The organism is Pseudomonas sp. BAV 4579, assembly GCF_009765395.1.
GTDB classification, from domain to species: domain Bacteria; phylum Pseudomonadota; class Gammaproteobacteria; order Pseudomonadales; family Pseudomonadaceae; genus Chryseomonas; species Chryseomonas aestiva.
The window spans coordinates 99,949-121,369 of record NZ_WHOV01000002.1 but is presented as its reverse complement, the minus strand read 5'-3'; the positions used below and the strand labels follow the sequence as shown (position 1 = coordinate 121,369).

Genomic DNA, 21,421 nt, shown 5'->3' with positions numbered 1-21,421 from the left:
AGTGTTCTCCTTGAGGGTCAGGTATCGGAATCGCGCAAGCTCGGGCCTTGCCCCGAGCCGCCGCCATCACCCCCGCGCAGCGTGTGGGCGGCGGTGGTCGCGGCATGGGTGATCTGCTGGCTGCGGTGCATCCGTTTGGCCCAGGTGGGTTGTTCCTGCTTCGGTGCGCTGGCGGCACTGTCCGCGCCTTCGCCTTCGCCTGCGGCGGCCTGGCCGGCGCCGGCAGCGCCGGCCTCTGCGCCGTTCCATCCCGCCCCGAAGGAATCGGCCACCTTCTGCCCGGCAGCGGAAACGCCCGACACGGCGCGGCGGCCGGCGGCCTGCGCGCCGGTCTTGGCGACGTTGCCAAGGCCTGCAGCAGCGCCTTTGGCCCCGCCTCCCGCAGCGGCCGAACCGGTCTGGAACGCCGACTTCGCACTACTGGCCGCCGACGTGGCCGCACGCGCGCCGCTGCCGGCCAGCTTGGCGGCGGCAGGGGCCATGCGTGCACCCGCCATGACGGCACCGCCCACGCCAGTCGCGGCGGCACCGATGGCAACGCCTGTGCCGACCGCACCGACGGCAGCACCGGCCATCGCGCCCGCACCGAGCTGCGGCGCCCCGGACACCAGGCCCGTGGCGATGCCAGGGCCGAAGATGCCCAGCGCCAGCAGCGTGAGCGCAGCCAGCATCACGACCAGCGCATGGTCGATGGAAGGCTCATCGGGGTGAACCTGGAACTCCGCGAACAGCCCCGAGCCGATGCCGACGATGACGGCCAGCACCAGCACCTTGATGCCCGACGACACCACGTTGCCGAGCACCTTCTCGGCGAGGAACGAAGTCTTGTTCCACAACGCGAACGGCACCAGCACGAAGCCGGCGAGCGTGGTCAGCTTGAACTCGATCAGCGTGATGAAAAGCTGGATCGCCAAGACGAAGAAGCACAGCACGACGATCAGCCAGGCGATGAACAACACCAGGATGACGTCGAGGTTGGCGAACACCTCGGGGAATCCCATCATGTCGTCGAGCTGGAGGATGATGGGTCCTCCGGCATCGAGACCGGCTTTCGCCAGCCGTCCCGGTTGCAGGAAGGATTCCATCGTCAGCGTCGAGCCGCTGGCCGTCAGGCCCAGCCCGGCGAACGACCGGAATACGATGCCGGACAGCCAATTGAAGTTGTTGATGATGTAGGCGAAGGCACCGACGTAGAGCACCTTGCGCAGCAGCTTGGCGATCACGTCCTCGCCCTGGCCGGTGGCGTGGCTCATGGCCCAGTACAGGCCGGCGATGGTCACGTCGATGACGATGAGCGTGGCCGTCAGGAACGCCACTTCGCCGTGCAGCAGGCCAAAGCCCGAGTCGAAGTAGCGCGAGAAGGTATCGAAGAATCTGTCGATGATGGTCACGTCGTTCATGGCGTGTCCTCCGCTGCGGCGATCGACGCATCGCCTTCCGGCGCGTCGTCGGTGGGCGTGTCGAAGCTCGCTGGAATCGGCGGCAGTTCGGCCAGCGTCCGGTACTCGTCCGGCCCGGCCTGGCCAGCGAAGAAGCGCCGGCGGAAGGCTTCAGCGGCCGCTCGGCAGGCGTCTTCGCCTGCGGCTTGCTTGTTAGCTGCGCATCGGGCGCGCAGCGCCTTGAGCCGCACGGGATCGGCGGCCAAGGTGGCGGCCAGGTCTTCGGCCGGTTGCTGGCCGCAAGCGGTCAGCAGCACGGCCAGCAGGACAGGAATCCATCGCATGGCCGCCTCCCGTCAGTTGTTGGTGTAGAAATTGACGGACTGCGGCGTGTACGGCGTGCCGGTGCCGAGGAAGCGCCGCCGCACTTCGCGGGCGCGCTCGGTGGCCGCCGCCTGCCGCGCCAGCTCCAGCGAAGCCGCCCGGTCTTGCGTGATCTGGAGTTGCTGGGCCTGGATGGACTGCTTGGCCTGCAACGCCAGCAGCTGGTTGGTCGCCTGCATGGCCTGCAAGGCGCCGGTGGCCGATTGGCTCTGGCTGACCAGATCGGCAAGCGCGCCTTCGTCCTGCGCTAGGTTCTGCGACACCTGCGCCTGCATCCGCATCGCGGTGTGCAGGCCGTCGAGGGTGTTCTTCCACCGCTCACGGGCATCGCGCAGCATCTGATCGCCGCTGACGGTGGCCGCGTACTGCTCCGGGTACAGCCGGGCGAACTCACGATCCATGCTCTGCACGTCATAGGCCAGCCCTTGCGCCTCGGCGATCAGGCGTTCGGTGGTCGCCAGCGTGGAGCGCAAGCGGTTGACGATGTTGAAGTCCAGCTTCGTCAGGTTGCGCGCCTGGTTCATCAGCATCTGCGCTTCGTTCTGGAGCTGATGGATCTGATTGTTGATCTGCTCCAGCGTGCGAACGGCGGTCAGCGTGTTCTGCACGAGGTTCGTGGGATCGACCACGACCCATTGCGCATGGGCGGTGGCGCTGCAAAGCATGGCCGCGATGGCGGCGGCGATAAGACGCTTCTTCATGGCAAGTTCTCCAGGGGGTGGTCAGTGAGGGAACCCGGCGCGAAGCCGCGGAACGAGGGCAGCAGGTCGGCGGCCCAATCGAGGCCGCGATGGCGCAGCCACGCGCCGGCGAAGCCGGGAGCGCCGGCCTGCGTCGGCACGCGGCCAAGAACCTCGTCGATGGCGCGCTGGTCTTGCGGTGTGGAAGCGCCCGCGAAGGCGAGCGCGACCGGCCCCAGGTCGAGGTCGAACAGGCGATTGCCCAGGCGCGATTGGTAGTAGTAATCGCGCTTGGGCTGTGCGGTGGCGACGATTTCGATCTGCCGCGCGTTCAGGCCAAAGCCCTCGTAGATCGTGCGGATCTGCGGCTCGGTCGCCTGCGGGTTTGGCAGGAAGATGCGGCTGGCACAGCTTTCGATGATCGCGGGCGCGATGCTCGAATCCTTGATGTCGGCCAGCGACTGCGTGGCAAAGATGACGCTGACGTTCTTCTTGCGCAGCGTTTTGAGCCATTGCCGGATGCGCGCTGCAAACGATGGTTCATCGAGGAACAGCCAGGCTTCATCGAGGATCAGCAGCGTGGGTGCACCGTCGAACCGTGCATCGAAGCGGGCGAACAGGTAGCGCAGTACCGCCTGCACGGCGGCGGGGCTGTGCATCAGTTCTTCCATCTCGAAGCCCTGCACGTCGCCGCTGCCGAGCCTGTCACCGTCGGCATCCAGCAGCTTGCCGTGCGCACCGCCCAGCACATACGGCGACAGGGCTTGGCGCAGCGCGTTCGATTGCAGCAGCACCGACAGGCCGGTCATGGTGCGCTGCTCCACAGGCGCACCGGCGAGGCTCCCCAGCGCCGACCAGATGGCGGCTTTCTCGTCCGGACCGACGGTGACGCCTTCATGCAGCAGCCGGCCTTCCACCCATTCGGCCGCCCAGGTACGGTCGCCTTCGCGGTCGATGCGCGCGAGCGGCTGGAAGGCGATTCCGCCGTCCGCGCCCAGGTCGTAGTGTTCGCCACCCAGGCCGAGGATGGTGGCGCGCATCGAGCGCCCCATGTCGAAGGCGAAGATGCGCGAGCCGCCATAGCGTCGGAACTGCAAGGCCAGCATCGCCAACAGCACGGACTTGCCCATGCCGGTCGGCCCCGCGACCAGCGTGTGCCCCACGTCGCCGATGTGCGTCACCAGCCGGAACGGCGTCGCGCCATCGGTGCGCGTGACGATCAGCGGCGGGCCGTCGAGATGGGCATTCTTCTCCGGCCCGGCCCACACGGCGGACACCGGCATCATGTGCGCCAGATTCAGCGTCGAAACGATGGGCTGGCGCACGTTGGCATAGGCATTGCCCGGCACCGACGACAGCCACGCATCGACCGCATTCAAGGTTTCTGGAATGGTCACGAAGCCCCGGCCCTGAATCACGCGCTCCACCCTGCGCAGCTTCTCGTCGGCCGCGGCCGGATCGGCATCGAGCACGGTGACCGTGGCGGTGAGGTAGCCGAAGGCGACTTGATCGCTGCCCAGCTCCTGCATGGCGGCGTCCGCATCGCCGGCCTTGTTGCTGGCGTCGGTGTCCACCAGCGGGCTTTCCTGCTGGAAGATCGTCTCGCGCAGCAAGGCGATGACGTTCTTCCGTTTCGCAAACCACTGGCGGCGCAGGCGGCCCAGTTCTTTTTCCGCTTCGGCTTTGTCGAGGCAGAGAAAGCGCGTGCTCCAGCGATAGGCAAAGCCCAGGCGGTTGAGGTCGTCCAGCAGGCCCGGCCAGGTCGAGGTCGGAAAGCCCCGCACCGACACCACGCGCAGGTGCTGGTCGCCCAGCGTGGGCGCCAGGCCGCCGACCAGCGCGGAGTCGGCCAGTAGCGCGTCGAGGTGGAACGGCACCTCGGGCACGGCCAGCCGGTAGCGCCGCGTCGAAACCGTGGCGTGCAGATAGGTCAGTGTCTGCGCGTCATCGAGCCAGGCGATTTCCGGCATCACGCCATCGAGCAGGTCGAACACGCGATCCGTCTCTGCCACGAAGGCATCGAGCCGGCCGCGCCAGTCCACGCCATCGCCCGGTGCGTGCTCGTAGAGCAGCTTGGCCGCACGGGCGCGGGATTCCTCGGGCGGCAGATAGGCCAGCGTCAGGTGATAGGCGCTCTCGAAGTGGTGGCCCGATTCCTCGAAGGCGGCGCGGCGCTCCTCGTCCACCAGCCACGACAGCGGTTCGGGGAAGTCGGAATGCAGATAGTCCGCTGCCGGCTGGCGCTCGGCCTCCACGAACAGCGCCCAGCCCGAACCCAGCCGGCGCAGCGCGTTGTTCAGCCGCGCCGTGGTGGCGATCAGCTCGCCCTGCGTGGCGCTGTCCAGATCAGGCCCGCGAAAGCGCGCTGTGCGCTGGAAACTGCCGTCCTTGTTCAAGACGACACCCGGCGCGATCAGCCCGGCCCAGGGCAACCAGTCGGCCAGCAGCGCGGGCCGCTGGCGGTATTCGGCAAGGTTCAGCATGGCGTCGTCCTCACACGTCCAGCAGCGGCTTGTGCTTGATGTGTCGGGCGAAGACCTGCATGAACTGCGGATCGACACGCGCGCCCCAGACGGCCAGCGAGTGGCCGACGATCCAGAGCACGACACCGGGAATCCACAGTTGCAGGCCCAGCCCGACGGCGGCGGCCAGCGTGCCGTTGGCAATCGCTACGGTGCGCGGCGCGCCGCCCAGCAGGATCGGCTCGGTCAACGAGCGATGCAGCGGCACCTCGAACCCTGCCGCGAAGCTGTCCGGGGCGCTCATACGACCGCCCCGCCGGAGAAGCTGAAGAACGACAGGAAGAACGAGGACGCGGCGAAGGCGATGCTCAACCCAAACACGATCTGGATCAGCTTGCGGAAGCCGCCGCTGGTATCGCCGAAGGCCAGCGCCAGGCCGGTGGAAATGATGATAATGACCGCGACGATGCGTGCCACAGGACCCTGGATGGATTCGAGGATGGAGGTCAGCGGCCCTTCCCAGGGCATCGAGGAACCGGCAGCCTGCGCGGTACCGGCCAAGAACAGCAGCAGCGCGGCCAGCAGCAGCCCTTGCCCCGCAGGGCGGGACAGGCTGCGTAGCCGTGCCATTCGTGGAAGCGGATTTACGGAAAAGCGGAAAGCAGGAAGGTGCATCTGCGTCATGGCAGTTCTCCAGAGGGTTCAGGGGACGGGGAAGAAACTGGCGTCAGCTCGGGAAACGGTGTTTCCAGCGCGTCTGCCAGGCGGTAGCCCACGCCGCCGAAACCGACGACGCGGGCGATGCTTTCGACGCGGCGCTTGCGGCCGCGTCCGGCGATGTGGATGACGACGTTGATGGCCTCGGCGATCAGCGCACGCGGCGGATTCACCGCCACTTCGAGAATCAACTGTTCCAGGCGCAGCAGGGCGCCCAGCGCGGAACCGGCGTGGATCGTGGCGATGCCGCCGGGATGACCGGTGCCCCACACTTTGATGAGGTCCAGGGCTTCGCCGCCACGCACCTCGCCGACGACCACACGGTCGGGGCGCAGGCGCATCGTGGCGCGCACCAGCTCCTGCATCGAGACGACGCCAGCGCGGGTACGCAGGGGCACATGGTCGCGGGCGTCGCATTGCAGTTCGATGGTGTCTTCGAGCACCAGCACGCGGTCGCCGGTGGCGGCGATCTCGGCCAGCAAGGCATTGGCGAGCGTGGTCTTGCCGCTGCTCGTCGCCCCGGCGATCAGGATGTTCTGGCGCTCGCGCACGGTGCGGCGTAGGAACTCGGCCTGCCCGGTGGTCAGGATGCCGTCGGCCACATAGCGATCCAGGCCGATGATGCTCACGGCACGCTTGCGCAGCGCGAAGGCTGGCCCCGGCGCAGCCGGCGGCAAGATGCCCTCGAAGCGCTCGCCGGTTTCGGGCAGCTCGGCGGTAAGCAGTGGCCGCCCGCGATGCACTTCCGCGCCGACGTGCGCGGCCACCAGGCGGATGATGCGTTCACCATCGTCTTCGGACAGTTCCATGCCCAGCGGCGTGCGGCCCATTGAGAGCCGATCCACCCACAGGGTGCGGTCGGGGTTGAGCATGATTTCCACCACGTCCGGGTCGGCCAGCGCGGCGGCGATGACCGGCCCCATGGCCGTGCGCAGCATCTGGATGCGGCGATCCAGCGAAGCCGCGGTGGATGAGCGTTCGGGCGGGATTTGAGGAACAGCGCTCATGAGGCACGCTCCGCTGTCCGTTCGTGGGCTTCGGCCAGCGCCGCCGCGTCATCCATCCGCACCGGATCGGGATGCAGTTCTTCCACCACGTCGCGCACCAAGCTCCGACCGCGTAGCAGGTGGCGGCCAAGCTGCTCCACGAACTGCTCGAAACGCGCTTTGCCCTGGGCGCGGGCCGCGTCCTGATGGGTCTCGGGAACCGGCGTGCTGACGGTCAGGAAGTAGCGGATGAACAGCGCCAGTGTTTCGATCTGGATGTTCTGGTCGCGCTCCAGGCGCTCGGCCTGCCGCGACAGGCGATCCAGCCGCTTGGCGATGGCGGCCTCGCGCTGGTCGCCGGCATCGGGTGACAGCCACGATGCGAGCGCCGCCGCGACGATGGACGACTTCGAGACGCCTTTCTTGGCGGCCAGTTCTTCGAGACGCTTGGCGTGCTCGGGCTGGATGAACAGATTGAGGCGATAGTTCGCACGATGAGGGCTCATAGGTCGATTCCGTCGTTGGGGTCCAGCGTTGCCAGCCGGGCCGTGCGCTGCATGGCGGGGTCGAACTGGCGCGGAAGAGGAAGCGGCAGGTCGTCGTCATCGAGCAGGCCAAGGTCGCCCGCAGGTGCGGCCAACTCGGGGGCGTAGGCGACGGTTTCGGAGAGTTCGGGTTGACGGCGTGGGCCGCCTTCATCGGCGGTGCCGCCCATGCCATCGGCTGCTGTACCGGCCGGCGTGGTCGGTACAGCGGGAATGGCCAGATCGCTCCAGTCATCAGGGCGCGCAGGCGGCGCATCGGTGTAACGCCCGGCTACCAGCATCGGCGGCGGCAGCACACGGCGCTTGAAGTTCGCGTCGGCGTAATAGCGCAGCTTCTTCGCCTTGATCGGCGCCACGCTGGACACCATCACCACGGCCTCGTCAGTCGGAAGCTGCATGACTTCGCCGGGCGTCAGCAGGGGGCGGGCCGTCTCCTGCCGCGACACCATCAAGTGCCCCAGCCACGGCGCAAGCCGGTGACCGGCATAGTTGCGCTGCGCGCGCAGTTCGGTGGCGGTGCCCAACGTTTCGGAGATGCGCTTGGCGGTGCGTTCGTCGTTGGTGGCGAACGTCACGCGGACGTGGCAGTTGTCGAGGATGGAATGGTTCTGGCCGTAGGCTTTGTCGATCTGGTTGAGCGACTGCGCGATCAAGAAGCTGCGGATGCCATAGCCCGCCATGAAGGCGAGCGCCGTCTCGAAGAAATCCAGGCGGCCCAGCGCCGGGAACTCATCGAGCATCAACAGCAGCTTGTGACGGCGCTCGATGCCGTCGCTACCGTCGAGCGATTCGGTCAAGCGCCGCCCGATCTGGTTGAGGATCAGGCGGATGAGCGGTTTGGTACGCGAAATGTCCGACGGCGGCACCACCAGATACAACGAGACGGGATGCTCGGACGCGATCAGGTCGGCGATGCGCCAGTCGCAGCGCGAGGTGACTTCGGCCACCGTGGGGTCGCGGTACAGGCCGAGGAACGACATGGCGGTGCTCAACACGCCCGAGCGCTCGTTGTCCGACTTGTTGAGCACTTCGCGCGCAGCGGACGCGACAACCGGGTGCGATACATCGCCCAGGTGCTTCGTCGTCATCATCCGGTGCAGGGTCAGCTCGAACGGGCACGCCGGATCGGACAGGAAATTGGCGGCGCCGCGCAGCGTCTTGTCTTCGCCCGCGTAGAGTACGTGCAGGATGGCCCCGACCAGTAGCGCATGACTGGTCTTCTCCCAGTGATTGCGCTTCTCCAGCGCGCCTTCGGGATCGACCAGGATGTCCGCGATGTTCTGCACGTCGCGCACTTCATGCGCGCCGCGCCGAACCTCCAGCAGCGGGTTGTAGGCGGCCGACTTCGCATCGGTCGGGTTGAACAGCAGGCAATGCGAGAAGCGCGAGCGCCAGCCCGCGGTGATCTGCCAGTTCTCGCCCTTGATGTCATGGATGACGGCGGACGCGGGCCAGGACAATAGCGTGGGAATGACCAGGCCGACGCCTTTGCCGGAGCGCGTCGGCGCGAAGGTCAGGACGTGTTCCGGGCCTTCATGGCGCAGATACTCGTTGCGATACTTGCCGAGGAAAACGCCGGCAGGCCGCGTCAGCCCGGCTTTGCGAATGTCATCCGCGTCGGCCCAGCGCGCCGAACCATAGGTCGTGACCAGCTTGGCCTGACGCGAGCGCCACACCGACATGCCAATGGCGACCACCACGGCCACCAAACCGCTGCCGCCCGCGATGGCCCCACCTATGTCGAAGACATGCGGCGCATAGGCATCGAAGAAGAACCACCACTCGAACAGCCGCCAGGGGTGATAGACCGGCGTTCCGAGGAAATCGAACCAGGGCGAACCAAGGCGCAGTTGATAGCCCAGGGCGGCGGCTGTCCATTGCGTTGCACTCCACACACCGGCGATCACGATGCCGAAGACGGCGGCGATCTGCCCGAACAACACGCCCTGACCTTGCATGACTGGCCTCCGATTCCTGCGCTATTCCTCGTTCAAACTCGGCACAAGAACGTGCCGCATAGCGTGAGAATCGGTGTCGGGTCAGTGCCGGTCAAAGACCGTTTCAAGCAGGAAAGTCGAGCAAAAGGACAGAATTCGTGCGGTGGCGAGTCAAAGGAAAACGCCGCAAATGCGGTCGCATTGCGGCGTGTTGAGCAGAAAAAGAAGGTGATGCGGCAAGCCGCCAACAATCAGAACTTGGGCGGTTCCTTCGGTGGCGTATATGGCACCTTGCCGTCGCCATAGAACCGCTTACGCGTGGCTTCGGCGACCCGGTTGCAGAGCACATCGCCCAGCTTGGGGCGATCCGTCTTGCATTGCTGGCGCAGTTCCTTGAGCTGCGCGGGATCGGATGCCAGCTCTTCCACTGTTGGAATGTTGGCTGCGGAATCGGAGGGCTTCTGTGGCGCTTCGGACTGGCCGCAGGCGGCCAGGAGGGACGCGAAAAAGAACGGGATGATCTTCTTCATGGCGTGGCTTCCTCAGGGGAGTCGGAATTAAGGCCCGACGCGGGCCGGGCAGACTCTGGCGAGTCGATGGCCTGCACGCGCTCGATGAAGCGAGCCAGCGTCTCCGAGGGGTCGGCATCCACGCGCAGCAGATAGGTGGTGAGCACGGGCGAGCATCCCGCCAGCGGCCGTGCGACCACCCCCTGTTCTCGGCTGGCCGTGATGTGCGCGGCGCCCGTCAGCCCCAGGGCAAAACCGGCGGAGACCAGCGCCATCATCAGATCGCAGGTCGCCACTCGCTCGGCCACCAGTGGTTCCATGTCCACGCGGCGCAGCAGGCGATCCACCTGCCGCGCATGGCCTTCGCATGCTACCGGGTCGCACAGCACCAGCGGATAGCGCAGCAGTTCTTCCAAGGGGATGCGCTTGTGCGCCAGCAAGGGATGGCGTGCCGGCACGGCCACCATGAGCGGGTCACTCCAGACGGGCGCAGCGACGATGCCATCGCCGGCTTCATCAGCGCGAGCAAACCCCACGTCGTACAGGTCGTCGTGTAGGCCCTTGATCTGCTGCGCCAGCGGCACCTCGAAAAGGCGGATTTCGACTTCAGGTTCATCCTGCCTGCACAGTGCCAGCAAGGCCGGTAACCGCGAAGGCGTGATGCCGTCGGACAGCGCGATGCGCAACTGGCCGTTGAAGCCATTGGCGGCCGCCTTCACGCTATCGCGGGCCTGCTGCAAGGCCGCGAAGACGCGCGGCACATGATCCAGGAACAGTTTGCCCGCACGGGTCAGCCGCGTGCTGCGCGTGGTGCGGGCGAACAGCACCACGCCCAATTCTTCTTCCAATTCCTTGATGGCACGCGACAGCGGCGACTGCTCGATGTGCAGCTTCTCCGCCGCGCGGGCGAAGTGCAGTTCTTCGGCGACGGCCAGAAAGCAGCGAAGATGGCGAAGTTCCATAGACAGCTGCCTCGTCCGCCGCTAACTCATGCGTCCAAGTCCGTCGCCCGCTCCGGGGCGATGCGGTTGACCAGCACCATGCCGATGGTCGTCCACCATTCGCCAGCCGTCGCGTCCGTCAGCCGCGCTTCGTCCTCGGCGATCGCCTTGTATTCCGGGCTACGCAGGAAGTCCTCTAGATCGTTCACGCTGACGAAATTCATCAGCGTCACGCCGTCGATGGTGCTTGCCTGTGGGTGGTACAGCGGCTGACCCGGCTCGGTCGGCCCGATGTTGTGCAGCTGCACGTAGCGTCGCGCCCAGTCCTTGGACTGCGCTGCGGCCAGCGGCGCATGATCGCGCAGCCACCACTGATGGAAGGCGTCGCGGCTGACCGTTGGATTGCGCACGTGGAGCTTGACCAGCGTGATGGCCTCATTACCCGTGTCGCTCGGCACGATGACGTACTGGCGTGACAGTACCGGCGCGATATCGCGGAAGATCGCCTGATCTTCGGGCAGGATCTTCTCGCGCACCCGGTCATTGCCCAACACCACGGCGATGTCCTCGGGGCTGGCGAAATTCAGGTAAGCAATGCCATCCCAGCGCGGCCGGCGGTAGGGTTCGACATGGCCGACGACGGCGGGCCACAAGCGGCCTTGTTCATCGACCGGAGCGCGGTACGGCGGTGCATCGGTGTTGGTCGGTGCTGGCGCGAAGCGGTGCAACTGGTCGTAGCGCAGCAGCCGTTCCAGGGTACGGTCGTCCGCTTCCTCGGCGTGGATGAAACGCACGCCATGCACCTTGCGCCAATACTCGCCCCAGTGCTCGAAGTTGAGATTCGGGTTGCCCTCGAAGGCATTGGCCGACGGCTCTGCCGCCGGGTCGGCGATGACGTTACCGGCATGATCGAGCACGTGCCCTTCGGCGCGCCGGCGCTCGGTCAGCGGCGTGTTGTCGGCCCGAGAAAGCAGAGAGCACAACACGGTGAGCGGCCGGTCGCTGCCGGGCTGGGGTTGCAGATAGGGAGCGCGGAAAAGTCGTTCCTCGACAGTCTTAGTCATGGCGGTGTTCTCCAGGGGGATGGTGAAGAAAAGACACGGCCAGCGCCGCGATTCCTGCGGCTGCGGCGAAGCCGTAGAGACCAAGCGAGCCCATGCCCGCCCATGCGGCGCTGCCGATGGCGGCACCCGCGGCGACGCCGACCATGGCGCCGGTCATCAGCAGACCGTTGAGACGGCTGCGAGCCTGCGGGTCCAGCCCGTTGACGATGGTTTGGTGCGAAACGAGCGCCGCCATCACGCCCAGGTCGAAGACCACGGCGCCGACCGCCAGACTCCAGAGACTGGGCGGCAGGATTTCCATACCGAGGAACGCCACGATCACCAGCGCACATCCGAGGCGGATGGCGGGAAGCGGCCCACGGCGGTCATTGAGGCGGCCGAACCAAGGTGCAGCCAGTGCGCCGGCCGCGCCAGCGATGCCGTAGGTGCCTGCCACGCCGGCTCCCAGATGGAACGGCGGTGCCGCCAGCACCAGGGCCAGCGTGGACCAGAACGCACCCAAGGTAGACGCGAGCAGCGCCTGCGACACCACCGCCAGTCGCAGCGTGCGGTGCTGCCGCCAGAACGTCCACAAGCTGGCGATCAATGCGCCGTAGCGGCTGCGGCTGGCAGGCGGCAGGTTCGGCACAGTGCGCCAGGCGATCGTCATGACCCCCAGCATCAGGCCGGCTGCCAGGAACTGCATGGCACGCCAGCCCAAGGACTCGGCGACCCAGCCGCCCAGGGTGCGCGACAGCAGGATGCCGGTGAGCAATCCGGTCGTGACCGTGCCCACGGCGCGTCCCCGCTGTTCGTCGGGAGCCAGTTGCGCGGCGATCGGTACGAAATCCTGGCCGATGCTGCCCAGCAGGCCAACGGCGACGCTGGCGATGAGCAGCCAACCAAGGCCGGGCGAGATGCCCGCCGCCAGCAGGGCCAGCACCAGCAGCACCGCTTTGACCAGCATCAGCCGCCGTCGCGGCACCACGTCTCCGAGTGGAGCCAGCAACAGCATGCCTAAGGCATAGCCGATCTGCGTCAGGGTCGGCACCCAGCCGACGCGTTCCGGACTTGCGCTGAACTCGGCCTGCACCAGGGACAGACCGGGTTGCAGGTAATAGACATTCGCGACACCCAGCCCGGCACAGGTTGCCAGCAGCAGCAACGCGCCATTTGGGCGAAATGCGGACGTAACGGCCGGTGGCGGCATCAGACCCTCGCAGAAAGATCGACAGCCCGAACAGGCTGTTCCAGCGAAAGAGTTTATTGACGAATCTATATTCGATATATGCTTGTGAAATCGAAATACAGTTGACTAAAATTCGTCAATAGGAGCGCTATGAATACGCCAGACCCTTTCCGGGGCATCGCCGTCTTCATGCAGGTCGTGCAGGCTGGCAGCTTCACCTTGGCGGCCGAGCGACTGGACATGAGCAAGTCGGGCGTCGCCAAGAGCATCGCCCGCCTGGAAGCCGCGCTGGGCGTGCGCCTGTTCCAGCGGACCACGCGCCACTTGAACTTGACCGAGGAAGGTCGCCAGTTCAGCGACGGATGCTTGCGCGCCGTCGCTGAACTGGAAAGCGCACAGGCGCTGGTGACTGCCCAGCGCCAGGAACTGGCAGGACGCATGCGTGTCGATCTGCCCGTGGTCTTCGGCCGGCGCTGGGTGTTGCCGGCGTTGTTGGAAATCGCCGCAGAACACCCCGCGCTCGAACTGGATGTCAGCCTGACCGACCGCCAAGTCGATCTGGTCGAAGACAGCATTGACTTGGTGATCCGCATCGGGCCGCTGCAAGACAGCGCCACACTGGTCGCCAAACCCTTGGGCGTTCAGCAGGCCGTACTGATCGCGCATCCCGACTATCTGGCCCGGCACGGCCAGCCGCAAACCCCGGACGATCTGCATGGACACGCCTGCATCACCTTTGGCAGCGGCGGGCAAACACGGCCCTGGCACTTCCTTGACAGCAAAGGCCGCAATCAACCTCTGACAGTGCGCGGGCGGCTGGGCCTGAACCATAGCGAGGCCATCCTGGACGCAGCGTTGGCCGGGCACGGCATCGCGTTGCTGTCCGACTGGCTGGTTGCCGAGCACCTCCGCGCGGGACGGTTGCTGCGTGTATTGCCCGAGGTCCGAACCCAGGGATTCCCGATCCATGCGGTCTGGCAGAAGAACCGACATCTGTCGGCCAAGGTACGGCGCGTGGTGGATTTGCTGGCCGAACGGTTTTTGCCGGAGCCTCCTTGGGAAGAAAGAAGTCGCGTCTCATGAAATGGATTGCCCCCTCTGTCTCCCAAGCTCCCAAGACACGCCATCACCGCGCACCGTCGCGGCGAGCTGCTGCCCCAGCCGCGGTTCGATCACCGGCTTCCATGGCACCAGCGAGAAGCCCATGCCGTCATCGAGCATCGCGTAGCGCCCGCTGGCGAGCATGACGCTGCGCCGGTATATACCCGCCACGCGTTGCCCATCGGCTACGGGGCGATGCTCCAGGTCGGTTTCCGCCGCAATGTCCTTGGCGGTCTGCGCCAGCTCCCGATTGCGCAGCGTGCCCAGCAGATTGCGTGCCAGGATCACGTGCTGCCCGTGCCGCTGCGCCAGCCCCTGTTCTTCGAGGAAGACGGCGCGCTGCTGCATCGCTTGCTTGGCGTCTCCACCAAAGCCCAGGTCGCCCAGTCCTCGACCGCCGCCGATCAACTGCTGATCGAGCCAGGTTGCGCCGATGACGCGGGCCTGCCGCTCGATGGGCAGGTGCGATCTCAGCTCCACGGCGACGCCGCCCAGGCGCCGCGCGTCGTATTGGCGACCACGCTCGGTCAGGTCATCTGGCACCTTCCATAGCCCCTCGGCCACGCGTTCCACGATGCCGGCCCGGCGCAGGGCTTCCAGCCGCCGGACATGGGCGGCGACCACTTCCTGCGGGTCGCGACCGGGCTTGGCCCGGCCTTGTTCGATGGCCAGGTGGTGATCGGCGCGGTACATGCCATCGTTCGCCAGCGCGGCGATGTTCTTGTCGGCCGCGCGCACGTCAGCCGATCCCTTCACCTCCACCACGGCGCCGATCGGGTAGTTCGCCAGCTCATCCCGAGCGTTCAGTGCAACGTAGTGGGCCTTGCCGTCCACGCCGTCGATGACCAGATAGCCGCGGTCGTGCAGCTCGTCGGCCAGCCCCTTCGCGGCCACGCGGCCGATGATGCTGCGGCCGCTTCCATCGTCATTCTGGCCTGGCTCGAACACGACCAGCTCACGCGGCTGGCCGCTCATGGCCCGCTGCATCGTGCGGATGATGTCACCGCGCTCGCCCAGGGCACGCAAGGTCTTCTCGGCATCGGCGTGGACGGCCCAAGTGCCGGGCTGCATCTCGTCGGCCAGGCCCAGGCGCTGCAAGCGTTGCAGGCGGCCGATCAGCAGCAAGCGCTGGCGTTGCATCCGGGGTTCGTTGAAGCGTTCGATCTGCACCCGGCCGTCCTCGCCAGCCTCGCGTTGCAGCGTGCGGTCCAGGCTCGTCCACCGCTCCTGTTCCACCTCGCGCCCCAAGGTTTGCTGGATCTCCAGTTCGGTGCGCGGCCCCAGCCATTCTGTCGCCAGTTCGGCGGCGCGATGGCGGAAGCCGTGGGCGATGTAGTCGCCCGCGACGATGAGGTCTTTGCCGGTATCGTCGCGCCCGCGCACGATCAGGTGGGTGTGCGGGTTGTCGGTGTTCCAGTGATCGACCGCCACCCAATCGAGTCGCGTGCCCAGGTCGGCTTCCATGCGGTTCACCAGGTGCCGGGTGTAGGTACGCAGGTCGTCCAGTTCCTCGCCGGCTTCCGGTGAAACGATGAAGCGGAAATGGTGCCGGTCGTCGGCGCAGCGTTCCTTGAAGGCATCGAGGTCGGCTTCGTCGGCCTGCGGCCCATAGGCCTGCCCAGGTACGCCATCGCGGCCCGCGCCGTCGCGCTCGACGTAACGCAGGTGCTTGGCGAGCGATTGCGGGCTGGCCCGCTGGTGATTAACCAGCAAGGTCTTGATGGTCACGCGCCGCGACAGGGGCGTCAGCTTCGCCCCGGCGAAGCGCGCTGCCGTATGGCCGCGTCCCAAGCGCGAGCCGGGACGCTGGCCGGTGCCATGCGCCGATGCCGAACGGCGCACCGTGGACTTGCCACCACTGGCCTTGCCGGCCTGCTTGAGTACCTTGGAGACGAAGCTCTGCCGCTGGCCCTTGCCCCGGATCTTCGGGGCGCTCGGACGCACCCGGAAATCGTCGTCGCGGCGGTCGGTCATGGCCGTTCTCCCGACAAGCTCTGGCGTGTCCGGTCATGCGAAGCACGCGGACATGCCTGCATTGGCGCGACCCTCGCACCGAACGCGGCACGGCGGCGAAGCCGCTGCGTGCCGCGCCAACCCCACGTGCAGACTGGCTTTCGACGCGGCCAGGTGCCGCGTCCTTTTGTCTTGCCTTCCGCCTTTGCCCTTCGCTGTCGCTCCGGGCGTCGGCGGCCCGGCGGCGCTGTGCTGCTTGCAGCCAGCCCGCCGGCGAACGCGCCAATGGCCGTAGGCCGAGCGCGTTCGAGGCAAGACGCCTGCACGTTGGACGGCTGCGCCGGATGTTGCGCGAAGTGCGGCGCGGATGCGCCCGCGCTGCACGCGCGACGACACGGCGGCAGCAGCCGGAACGGCATGCCCGATGGCACGATGAGAGGCACGGCAACGTGCAGCGAATCGGCGGTCATCATGGGCGCGTCTCCAGCCAGACCGGATGCGCGACGCCGATCACGGCGGATGCGCTGACCGGGCCGAAATAACGGCTGTCGAACGATGCCGGATTGGTCACGCTCAACAGGAACAGCTCGCCCGGTTCGAGGCGGCGGCAAAGCTGCAAGGATGGCAGCGGCCGACCCAGCCGGTCGGCAGGCAGCGCGGCGGCCGCAGGCACACCGTCGATGCGTACCTGCCCGGCGACGATGCAAACGTGTTGCGGCGCGACCGCGCCCACACGTTTGAGTAGCGGCACGCGCGTCGGCAGGTAGCCGCGCTGCGCAGCCAGCGTGGCGGCCCTGTCGGGCAGCGGCACCAGCACGATGCTGTCCACGGACAGCGGACGTGGCAGCGAGGCGGTGCGCGGGTCGAACGGTTCGATGCGATACCAGCCGACCGCCACGCTGTCGGACGGGTTGTAGGTCAGACGCGGCAGCGGTTGCACGAACGCCGCCCAGGACAGCGCAACGAGGCCGACGGCGGCAAAGCCCGCCAGCACGATGCGAACGCGCAGGCGCGAGCGAGGATGCGGCGCGGCTTCGTGCGTGCATGTGGTGTTGGATTGGGTCGTCATGGCAGCGCCCTCTCGGCCAGCCAGGCGGCGTGCCGCTCGGCGGTGTATTCGGGCAGCGGCAGGCGGGCCGCCAGACGGTTGCCCAGCGTGCGCCAGTACGCGGGCGACACGTCGATGGCGGCGATGCCCTGCGCGTCGATGCCGTCGATGCGTTCCAGCACGGCACGCACCGCGTTCTCGCCTTCGGCGTGCAGCAGCAGGCGTGCGCCCGGCCGCACGCCGGGGATGCGCTGCATGTCGTCCAGCGGCGTGGCGGCTTGCATCACCATGAGCTGCCAGCGGATCGTGCCGTAGTCGTTTGCTTCCCAGCGCACGCGGCAGAACATTGCACGCGGCAGGAACACCGCGCAGCGCCGCCAGCGGTCGAGCCGCAGCGTGCGCGCCGGTTCGCCGAAACGCAGGTAGAGCTTGAAGCGCGGTTCGATGTAGGCGAGCGATACGCGAGTCAGCGGCACGTTGCCAGCCTGGCCGGCGAGCGTCGAAAGCGAAGGCGGCGGCGCAGCAGCCGGTGCAGCCGTCGCCGCGTGAGCGGCAGGCAAGGCGGATGCGTTCATGGCAGGTTCTCCGGGCGCTTGTCGGGAAACTCCTGTTCCAGCAGGCCGCGCAGCAGGTCGGCCACGGTCACGCCCTGGCCGAAGGCGGCGATCTTGATGCGCGCGCGCAGCGCGGGCGTCACGTCGAGCGTCAGGCGGGCCGTGTAAAGGTCGCCTTTGTTGAGCGCATCGGCATCGCCCTGGCGAATCCACGCCTCGGCGTGCGGATTCGCGGGCGGACGTGCGCCGATGCCGACGCGCTTGCTGCGCGGGCCGCTCATGTCGGCCACCGCAGCAGTTCATCGGTGAGCACGGCGATCTCACGTGCGGCGGCGCTGTCGGGCGCCGTCTCGCGGGCGAGCCGGCCAGCGGCCACGCTGTCGGCAAAGACGATCCTTTGCCGAACCTCGGCGCGCAGCGCAGGCAATGGCTGTTCGGCCAGCGATTGCCGCGCCTCGCGGCCGATGATGGTGGTGCTGACGCGCCGGTTGATGACGAAGGCCGCGCGCAGCGCAGGCCGGAACACCTGCGCCTCGCGGATCAGCGCCACCATCTCGGCGCTGGCCCACACGTCATAGGGACTGGGCTGCACCGGGATCAGCACGCGCTCGGCCGCCAGCAGCGCGGAGCGCGCCAAGGCGGCGATGCGCGGCGGCCCGTCGATGATGACGTGATCGGCCCGCCTGGCGAGTTCTGGCGCCTCCTGATGCAGCGTTTCGCGGGCGAGGCCCACGGCGCTGAACAACCGTGGCAAGCCCTGCTGGCTACGCCGCTGCGTCCAGTCCAGCGATGAACCTTGCGGGTCGGCATCCAGCAGGATGACGTGCAGGCCGCGCATCGCCAGCTCGCCCGCGATGTGGGTGGCGAGCGTGGTCTTGCCGACGCCGCCTTTCTGGTTGAGAAACGCGAAGATCATGACGCGGCCCTCCCTGCTGGAAAGCCGGCCTGGCCGTGCCGTTTCGTGGTTGTCCACCGAAGCGGCGCGCTTCTACCAAAAGTTAGAGATTTATAGTTAAGTAAGTTAGAGGGGACGCAAACCCGCGCCGTTACTGGCTTTCCGGCGTTTTCGTACTCCTGATAGCACGATAGGCGTACTCCCGATAGCACGATACCCGGTACTCCTGATAGCACGAGGCCGTCCACACCTTTTCCCGCAGTTATCCCCGTGCCGTGGACGGCACGGGCCGGAAGGTCAGCAGTTCCAGCCTTTCGCCCGGCATCGGCTCGATGCCCAGGACGTAGCCGGGCAGCGACTGACGCGCGACCAGCACGCGCAGGTCGTAGGCGAAGTCCGAGAAGCGCGCCGCGCTGCCGGACTTGCGGTGCAGGTGCCGGAAGTCGAATTGCCAGCCGTGTTCCTGCCGCCCGCCGTGCTTGCGCACCAGACGGTACAACCAGCGTTCGATGCCACCCTTCAAGCGGAAATAGGCCGGGTCGATGGTCAGCACCAGGGCGGCATCGAGCACGCCGGCATAGAACCAGTCCGGCAGGATCAGTTCGATGCCCAGCGGCGTGCCGCCGGCGTCCGCCAGCTCGCGCCATTCGTTCACCCACGAAAAGCGATGCAAGCGCCGCCCAGTGGTTTCGCGGATGGAAGTCGCCACGCTGGTCGATTGCAGCCGGTCGAGTGCGGCTTTCAGGCGCTGGTAGTCGTTGAGGGACGTGCCGCGCCCGATAAAGCGCAGGATTTCGTATGGGGTGGCGTGTATCCAGCGCGACGGGCGAATGCCTGCGTCGCGCGCTTCCACGATCTGCGAGGCCGCCCAAATCAAAACGTCGGCGTCCCATATCGTGGCGATGCCATGCTCGGCCGTGCCTTCCACGCGGATGGTGATGTTCCCGCTGCGGAAGTCGATCGGCGCCGTGCGCCGCGACTTCGCCAGCGAGAAAAACGGAAAGGCCATCAAGTCCTGGCTGTCGCGCGGTGCCATGCCGTCGCCCGGCAGCGCGCGGAACAGGTCGAGCTGTTCCCGCTGCTGCGATCGCTGCCCCGATGGCAGCGATGGGCTGGACATGACGATGGCCACCGGCGAGCCGACGATCAGCGGCCATCGCGATAGTCGCCTGCGTGGCGCTCGGCGTATTCCGGGTCGGACGTAGCCTCGTAGCTGCGCTGGTCGGCCCACGCATCGAGGTCGGCCACCGCGTACATGACGCGGCGGCCGAACTTGCGAAACTTTGGCCCGCCGCCGATCACGCGCTGTTTCTCCAGCGTGCGCGGCGACAGGCGCAGGTATTCGGCGGCTTCGTCGTTGGTCAGGTAGCGTTGGGGCTGCACGGGCGCAGCGACAGCAGCGGCGGCAGGCCGCAAGGGAGCGGGTCGCATGGGATGTACCTCCATCGAGCCCGGCCACACCACGCAGCCGGATAGAGGCACTTTCAAGAAAGCAAGGCTTCCTGCTCAGGGACGTTATGCAGGGGATGCGGCGCGTCCCTGTGCAACGGACGGAAGCTGTGCCAGACGGCGATAGCCGCCGCGCATCAGCGCTTCGCCCCGGCGCACCAGCCGGCGAACGCGAGCGCGCAAGGCGCTGTCCGCGTGCCAGTCATCTGCGACCGCATCGGCGCCGAACAGCCCTTCGGCCACGTCGCGCAGAGACGCGCCCGCGAGGGTGCCATCGAGCGCTTGGAGCGTGTTCAACTCCAGCAACGCTGCGGGTGCCGGCCGCGACCGTGCCGTTCCCGCTGGCGCTGCATCGCCAGCGGCGGCCAGCTTGTCCAGTTCGGCCGCCAGCGCCTGATAGCGCCCGCAGGGCGTGGCGCAGGCGCGGATGGCATAGGCGTAGGCCATGCCATCGGCCAGGCCGGGAGCGATCATCAGCCGCAGGCAGCAGCCCGGCCAGCGTGTCAGCAGCACCAGGCGCTTGCCATCGTGAATCAGGCGTTTCTGGCCGGGAATGCGCCAGAACGCGAAGGTCACCGCGTCGGGCGGCGGGTCGGCGTCCGGGTAGAGCTGCACCACCGCATCGTGATCGGGGAACCAGGCCGGATGTGCGTCGCGCGCATCCAGGGCGGGATCTTCCAGCAGGCGCAGTCCCCAGCGCGCGGCGGCCTCCGATCGGCGGCGCCGGCGCAGCCAGTCGCGGCGGTAGTCAGGGTGGCGGCGTAGGTATTCCCACGCCAGCGCGGGGCCGTCGAGATGCAGCGTGTAGAGATACGCTGCGGTCGGATACCAGTGTTCGGCGCTCGGGTCAGCCATGACGCGGCCTCCTGTCATTCAGCAGGAACGTCGCCACGGATTCCGGCGTGCAGGAGCTATCGAGTCGCCATCAAGTCGTCATCGAAATCGGGGTAGGCTGTAACTGCTGGTGTCAAGACTGATTCGCTCCAAGGCATTGCGGAAATCGTCTCAATGCGACGGCTGCGCCGCCATAAAAATGGTGCACAGCATGGAGCACCGTGCAGCAGCCCGCGCCAAAGATCATGACTGTTTGCAACAGAAGCGCACCGCTTCGGTGCAAGAGTGCGGATTCAGACCGCGCAGGTCTTGGGTAAGACTGAAATAGTCAGAATGCGCCGTCGTTGGCTGGCACTGCTCAGTCGGTGATCGAGCCGTTTTCCTCGGCCAGCCGCAGGTACTCCGACAGCAGCCGCACGGGCTGGAAGTAGCGATCGCGCATCACAGGTTGCTTGCGCGGCCCGACGATGGACGCTAGATCAGACAGTTTCACATAGCCCAGGCCGGGCATGCCTATTCCCAGGTCGATCAGTCCCCATGCCGTATCGCCATCGGCGGGGTCGAGCGCGGCCAGCAGCCAGGTGGCGTGCGCGTCAGGGGTGAACAGTCGCACCGCCGGCATCGGGTCGATGCTTCGGCCAGTGGCGCGTGCCGCGCCGACGGCAAGCAGTTCCGCCAGCTGTTCAGCGGTGACGAGCGGCTGGGTCATGGCCCGAATCCCCACGCATCCGAGGATGCACGGATACGATTTTCCATCGATGCGCGGAACCGCCGAAGCGGGTGCGTGCTTTGGCGGGAAAGCGCGAAGGCGCAAG

General features: G+C 67.1%; 23 protein-coding genes. 1 reads left to right on the top strand and 22 read right to left on the bottom strand.

The features are described 5' to 3' along the window. Window positions 1-17 precede the first annotated feature (17 nt). From trbL to GSQ95_RS00565, 13 genes are all read right to left on the bottom strand, one after another. Window positions 18-1,400: a P-type conjugative transfer protein TrbL gene (gene trbL, locus GSQ95_RS00625; RefSeq protein ID WP_158890787.1), complete on the bottom strand. Its 1,383-nt coding sequence runs from the start codon at window positions 1,398-1,400 to the stop codon at window positions 18-20. Next, window positions 1,397-1,723 (bottom strand): hypothetical protein, encoded by a 327-nt coding sequence (locus tag GSQ95_RS00620; RefSeq protein WP_158890785.1) that lies wholly within the window; start codon window positions 1,721-1,723, stop codon window positions 1,397-1,399. The genes trbL and GSQ95_RS00620 overlap by 4 nt, the downstream gene beginning before the upstream one ends. Window positions 1,724-1,735: 12 nt before the next feature. Further along, window positions 1,736-2,464: a P-type conjugative transfer protein TrbJ gene (gene trbJ / locus GSQ95_RS00615; RefSeq protein ID WP_158890783.1), complete on the bottom strand. Its 729-nt coding sequence runs from the start codon at window positions 2,462-2,464 to the stop codon at window positions 1,736-1,738. Further along, on the bottom strand, window positions 2,461-4,926 hold the full coding sequence (gene trbE / locus GSQ95_RS00610; RefSeq protein WP_158890781.1) for a conjugal transfer protein TrbE: 2,466 nt from the start codon (window positions 4,924-4,926) through the stop codon (window positions 2,461-2,463). Before trbE ends, trbJ begins: the two co-directional genes overlap by 4 nt. A 10-nt stretch (window positions 4,927-4,936) precedes the next feature. Further along, entirely contained in the window at window positions 4,937-5,209 is a 273-nt protein-coding gene (locus tag GSQ95_RS00605) for a VirB3 family type IV secretion system protein (protein ID WP_158890779.1), read from the bottom strand. Further along, complete coding sequence (locus GSQ95_RS00600) at window positions 5,206-5,589, bottom strand: TrbC/VirB2 family protein (RefSeq protein WP_158890777.1); 384 nt, start codon at window positions 5,587-5,589, stop codon at window positions 5,206-5,208. The genes GSQ95_RS00605 and GSQ95_RS00600 overlap by 4 nt, the downstream gene beginning before the upstream one ends. Beyond that, window positions 5,586-6,629 carry a P-type conjugative transfer ATPase TrbB gene (gene trbB / locus GSQ95_RS00595; RefSeq protein ID WP_158890775.1) on the bottom strand — a complete coding sequence of 348 codons (1,044 nt, stop codon included), beginning with the start codon at window positions 6,627-6,629 and terminating at the stop codon, window positions 5,586-5,588. Before trbB ends, GSQ95_RS00600 begins: the two co-directional genes overlap by 4 nt. After that, window positions 6,626-7,114, bottom strand: coding sequence for a ribbon-helix-helix protein, CopG family (locus GSQ95_RS00590; RefSeq protein WP_158890773.1), 489 nt, complete (start codon window positions 7,112-7,114; stop codon window positions 6,626-6,628). The genes trbB and GSQ95_RS00590 overlap by 4 nt, the downstream gene beginning before the upstream one ends. Then, a complete protein-coding gene (locus tag GSQ95_RS00585; RefSeq protein WP_158890771.1) occupies window positions 7,111-9,111 on the bottom strand; it encodes a conjugal transfer protein TraG in 2,001 nt (666 codons plus the stop codon). The genes GSQ95_RS00590 and GSQ95_RS00585 overlap by 4 nt, the downstream gene beginning before the upstream one ends. A gap of 230 nt (window positions 9,112-9,341) precedes the next feature. Beyond that, window positions 9,342-9,620, bottom strand: coding sequence for an entry exclusion lipoprotein TrbK (locus GSQ95_RS00580; RefSeq protein WP_158890769.1), 279 nt, complete (start codon window positions 9,618-9,620; stop codon window positions 9,342-9,344). Then, window positions 9,617-10,561 (bottom strand): LysR family transcriptional regulator, encoded by a 945-nt coding sequence (locus GSQ95_RS00575; protein ID WP_158890767.1) that lies wholly within the window; start codon window positions 10,559-10,561, stop codon window positions 9,617-9,619. Before GSQ95_RS00575 ends, GSQ95_RS00580 begins: the two co-directional genes overlap by 4 nt. Before the next feature lie 26 nt (window positions 10,562-10,587). Then, complete coding sequence (locus tag GSQ95_RS00570) at window positions 10,588-11,604, bottom strand: EthD domain-containing protein (RefSeq protein WP_158890765.1); 1,017 nt, start codon at window positions 11,602-11,604, stop codon at window positions 10,588-10,590. Next, a complete protein-coding gene (locus GSQ95_RS00565; RefSeq protein ID WP_218580182.1) occupies window positions 11,597-12,793 on the bottom strand; it encodes an MFS transporter in 1,197 nt (398 codons plus the stop codon). Before GSQ95_RS00565 ends, GSQ95_RS00570 begins: the two co-directional genes overlap by 8 nt. Window positions 12,794-12,922: 129 nt before the next feature. Between GSQ95_RS00565 and GSQ95_RS00560 the strand changes: the two genes are divergently transcribed. Then, window positions 12,923-13,855, top strand: coding sequence for a LysR family transcriptional regulator (locus GSQ95_RS00560; protein WP_158890763.1), 933 nt, complete (start codon window positions 12,923-12,925; stop codon window positions 13,853-13,855). Here GSQ95_RS00560 and GSQ95_RS00555 read toward each other — a convergent pair. The 9 genes from GSQ95_RS00555 to GSQ95_RS00510 form a co-directional block, all read right to left on the bottom strand. Further along, window positions 13,850-15,847, bottom strand: a complete 1,998-nt coding sequence (locus tag GSQ95_RS00555) for a relaxase/mobilization nuclease and DUF3363 domain-containing protein (RefSeq protein WP_158890761.1) — start codon at window positions 15,845-15,847, stop codon at window positions 13,850-13,852. The two genes, GSQ95_RS00560 and GSQ95_RS00555, sit on opposite strands and share 6 nt — an antisense overlap. A gap of 448 nt (window positions 15,848-16,295) precedes the next feature. Then, a complete protein-coding gene (locus tag GSQ95_RS00550) occupies window positions 16,296-16,895 on the bottom strand; it encodes a S26 family signal peptidase (RefSeq protein ID WP_158890759.1) in 600 nt (199 codons plus the stop codon). Further along, on the bottom strand, window positions 16,892-17,449 hold the full coding sequence (locus tag GSQ95_RS00545; protein WP_158890757.1) for a DUF2840 domain-containing protein: 558 nt from the start codon (window positions 17,447-17,449) through the stop codon (window positions 16,892-16,894). Before GSQ95_RS00545 ends, GSQ95_RS00550 begins: the two co-directional genes overlap by 4 nt. Then, window positions 17,446-17,709: a chromosome partitioning protein ParB gene (locus tag GSQ95_RS00540; RefSeq protein WP_158890755.1), complete on the bottom strand. Its 264-nt coding sequence runs from the start codon at window positions 17,707-17,709 to the stop codon at window positions 17,446-17,448. The genes GSQ95_RS00545 and GSQ95_RS00540 overlap by 4 nt, the downstream gene beginning before the upstream one ends. Next, the gene (gene parA, locus GSQ95_RS00535) at window positions 17,706-18,344 is read right to left on the bottom strand and encodes a ParA family partition ATPase (protein WP_158890753.1); all 639 of its coding nucleotides are present in this window, start codon (window positions 18,342-18,344) and stop codon (window positions 17,706-17,708) included. Before parA ends, GSQ95_RS00540 begins: the two co-directional genes overlap by 4 nt. A gap of 241 nt (window positions 18,345-18,585) precedes the next feature. Further along, window positions 18,586-19,443, bottom strand: coding sequence for a replication initiator protein A (locus tag GSQ95_RS00525; RefSeq protein ID WP_178118376.1), 858 nt, complete (start codon window positions 19,441-19,443; stop codon window positions 18,586-18,588). 26 nt (window positions 19,444-19,469) lie between these two features. Continuing rightward, window positions 19,470-19,754, bottom strand: a complete 285-nt coding sequence (locus GSQ95_RS00520) for an AlpA family transcriptional regulator (protein WP_026069907.1) — start codon at window positions 19,752-19,754, stop codon at window positions 19,470-19,472. Window positions 19,755-19,838: 84 nt separating this feature from the next. Next, a complete protein-coding gene (locus GSQ95_RS00515; protein ID WP_158890747.1) occupies window positions 19,839-20,627 on the bottom strand; it encodes a DUF2285 domain-containing protein in 789 nt (262 codons plus the stop codon). A 337-nt stretch (window positions 20,628-20,964) separates the two neighbouring features. Continuing rightward, the gene (locus GSQ95_RS00510) at window positions 20,965-21,315 is read right to left on the bottom strand and encodes a DUF2958 domain-containing protein (RefSeq protein WP_158890745.1); all 351 of its coding nucleotides are present in this window, start codon (window positions 21,313-21,315) and stop codon (window positions 20,965-20,967) included. Window positions 21,316-21,421 lie beyond the last annotated feature (106 nt).

Coding starts and splice junctions, on each gene's coding strand:
- GSQ95_RS00540 (WP_158890755.1), bottom strand. CDS start 17,709: ATGAGCGGCCCGCGCAGCAAGCGCGTCGGCATCGGCGCACGTCCGCCC.
- GSQ95_RS00560 (WP_158890763.1), top strand. CDS start 12,923: ATGAATACGCCAGACCCTTTCCGGGGCATCGCCGTCTTCATGCAGGTC.
- GSQ95_RS00600 (WP_158890777.1), bottom strand. CDS start 5,589: ATGACGCAGATGCACCTTCCTGCTTTCCGCTTTTCCGTAAATCCGCTT.
- GSQ95_RS00590 (WP_158890773.1), bottom strand. CDS start 7,114: ATGAGCCCTCATCGTGCGAACTATCGCCTCAATCTGTTCATCCAGCCC.
- GSQ95_RS00510 (WP_158890745.1), bottom strand. CDS start 21,315: ATGACCCAGCCGCTCGTCACCGCTGAACAGCTGGCGGAACTGCTTGCC.
- trbJ (WP_158890783.1), bottom strand. CDS start 2,464: ATGAAGAAGCGTCTTATCGCCGCCGCCATCGCGGCCATGCTTTGCAGC.
- GSQ95_RS00525 (WP_178118376.1), bottom strand. CDS start 19,443: ATGTCCAGCCCATCGCTGCCATCGGGGCAGCGATCGCAGCAGCGGGAA.
- GSQ95_RS00620 (WP_158890785.1), bottom strand. CDS start 1,723: ATGCGATGGATTCCTGTCCTGCTGGCCGTGCTGCTGACCGCTTGCGGC.
- GSQ95_RS00550 (WP_158890759.1), bottom strand. CDS start 16,895: ATGACGACCCAATCCAACACCACATGCACGCACGAAGCCGCGCCGCAT.
- GSQ95_RS00580 (WP_158890769.1), bottom strand. CDS start 9,620: ATGAAGAAGATCATCCCGTTCTTTTTCGCGTCCCTCCTGGCCGCCTGC.
- GSQ95_RS00555 (WP_158890761.1), bottom strand. CDS start 15,847: ATGACCGACCGCCGCGACGACGATTTCCGGGTGCGTCCGAGCGCCCCG.
- GSQ95_RS00570 (WP_158890765.1), bottom strand. CDS start 11,604: ATGACTAAGACTGTCGAGGAACGACTTTTCCGCGCTCCCTATCTGCAA.
- GSQ95_RS00575 (WP_158890767.1), bottom strand. CDS start 10,561: ATGGAACTTCGCCATCTTCGCTGCTTTCTGGCCGTCGCCGAAGAACTG.
- GSQ95_RS00585 (WP_158890771.1), bottom strand. CDS start 9,111: ATGCAAGGTCAGGGCGTGTTGTTCGGGCAGATCGCCGCCGTCTTCGGC.
- trbL (WP_158890787.1), bottom strand. CDS start 1,400: ATGAACGACGTGACCATCATCGACAGATTCTTCGATACCTTCTCGCGC.
- GSQ95_RS00545 (WP_158890757.1), bottom strand. CDS start 17,449: ATGAACGCATCCGCCTTGCCTGCCGCTCACGCGGCGACGGCTGCACCG.
- trbB (WP_158890775.1), bottom strand. CDS start 6,629: ATGAGCGCTGTTCCTCAAATCCCGCCCGAACGCTCATCCACCGCGGCT.
- trbE (WP_158890781.1), bottom strand. CDS start 4,926: ATGCTGAACCTTGCCGAATACCGCCAGCGGCCCGCGCTGCTGGCCGAC.
- GSQ95_RS00565 (WP_218580182.1), bottom strand. CDS start 12,793: ATGCCGCCACCGGCCGTTACGTCCGCATTTCGCCCAAATGGCGCGTTG.
- GSQ95_RS00605 (WP_158890779.1), bottom strand. CDS start 5,209: ATGAGCGCCCCGGACAGCTTCGCGGCAGGGTTCGAGGTGCCGCTGCAT.
- GSQ95_RS00515 (WP_158890747.1), bottom strand. CDS start 20,627: ATGGCTGACCCGAGCGCCGAACACTGGTATCCGACCGCAGCGTATCTC.
- parA (WP_158890753.1), bottom strand. CDS start 18,344: ATGATCTTCGCGTTTCTCAACCAGAAAGGCGGCGTCGGCAAGACCACG.
- GSQ95_RS00520 (WP_026069907.1), bottom strand. CDS start 19,754: ATGCGACCCGCTCCCTTGCGGCCTGCCGCCGCTGCTGTCGCTGCGCCC.